General features: G+C 75.2%; 1 protein-coding gene. It reads right to left on the bottom strand.

Features of this window, described 5'->3' with window-relative positions:
* Window positions 1–159: 159 nt before the first annotated feature.
* Window positions 160–1,569, bottom strand: a 1,410-nt coding sequence (gene edd, locus AB0J52_RS39850; protein WP_500188337.1) for a phosphogluconate dehydratase, incomplete at its 5' end; no start/stop codon positions are given.

Genomic DNA, 1,569 nt, shown 5'->3' with positions numbered 1-1,569 from the left:
GCCTCGGCCAGCCCCCGGTGGTCCCGGGTGGGCAGCGCCGCCACCCGCTCGGGCGCCGCCCCCGGGCCGTCCACGAGCGCGAAGCGCGCGTTGGTGCCGCCCACGTCGGCGACCAGCCACGGCGTCGTCATGTCCTGTTCCTCCTTGCCTGCGGGCGGTTCAGCCGAACACGCCCGCGCCGCGCTCGGCGGGCCCGACGGCCCGCCGGAACGCCCCGAACAGCTCCCGTCCCGTCCCGTGCACCGGGTCGGACGGCGGTGCGGCGGGCTCGCGCGCGGCGAACTCGTCCTCGGGTACCAGCACCTCCAGGAGCCCCTTGTCGGCATCCAGGCGTACCACGTCCCCGTCGCGGACCCGCGCGAGCGGACCGCCGGCCGCGGCCTCCGGAGAGACGTGGATCGCGGCGGGGACGGCGCCCGAGGCCCCCGACATGCGGCCGTCGGTGACGAGTGCCACACGGTGCCCGCGGTCCTGGAGGACGCTCAGCGGCGGGGTGAGCTTGTGCAGCTCGGGCATCCCGTTCGCGGCCGGTCCCTGGAACCGGACGACCGCGACCAGGTCCCGGCCGTCCAGCTCCCCGGCGGAGAACGCGGCCTGGAGCTCGGCCTGCGAGCCGAACACCCGCGCCGGGGCCTCGATCGTGCGGCGCTCGGGCGCGACGGCCGAGACCTTCACGACGGCGCGGCCGAGGTTGCCGTCGACCGTGTGCAGGCCGCCGTGCTCGTCGAACGGCTCGGCGGCGGGCCGCAGCACGTCGGCGTCGCCGGTCGTCGCGGGCGCGTCCGTCCAGGTCAGCACGCCATTGTCCAGTTCCGGGACGACCGCGTACTCGGCCAGGGACGCGCCGCCGACCGTCCGCGCGTCACCGTGCACGAGGCCCGCGCCGATCAGCTCGCGGATGAGGAAGCCGGTGCCGCCCGCCGCGTGGAAGTGGTTCACGTCGGCGGTGCCGTTGGGGTAGAGCCGGGTCAGCAGCGGCGTGACGCGGGACAGCTCGTCGAAGTCGTCCCAGGTCAGCTCGATCCCGGCGGCCGCGGCCATGGCGACCAGGTGCAGGGTGTGGTTGGTGGAGCCGCCGGTGGCCAGCAGCGCGACGACGCCGTTGACGAACGCGCGCTCGTCCAGCAGCTCGCCGATCGGCGTGTAGCCGTCGCCGCGCGGGTCGGTGATCTCGACGACGCGCCGCCCGGCCGCGCGGGTCAGCTCGTCGCGCAGCGCGGTGTGCGGCGGGACGAAGCTGGCGCCCGGCAGGTGCAGGCCCATGACCTCCATGAGCAGCTGGTTGGAGTTCGCGGTGCCGTAGAACGTGCAGGTGCCGGACGAGTGGTAGGAGCTGGCCTCGGCGGCGAGCAGCTCGTCCCGGCCGATCTCGCCGGTGGCGAAGCGCTTGCGGATCGCGGCCTTCTGCGCGTTCGGCAGCCCGGACGCCATCGGCCCGGCCGGGACCAGGATCGCGGGCAGGTGCCCGAACGCCAGCGCGCCGATCACCAGGCCCGGGACGATCTTGTCGCAGACGCCGAGCAGCAGCGCGCCGTCGAACATGTCGCGCTGTCCCACGACATGTTCGAC

The sequence above is a fragment of the Spirillospora sp. NPDC049652 genome, assembly GCF_040675125.1.
In the GTDB taxonomy this organism is placed as follows: domain Bacteria; phylum Actinomycetota; class Actinomycetes; order Streptosporangiales; family Streptosporangiaceae; genus Spirillospora.
Note: the sequence above shows the minus strand (reverse complement) of the source record. Positions and strands in the feature narration are given on the sequence as shown.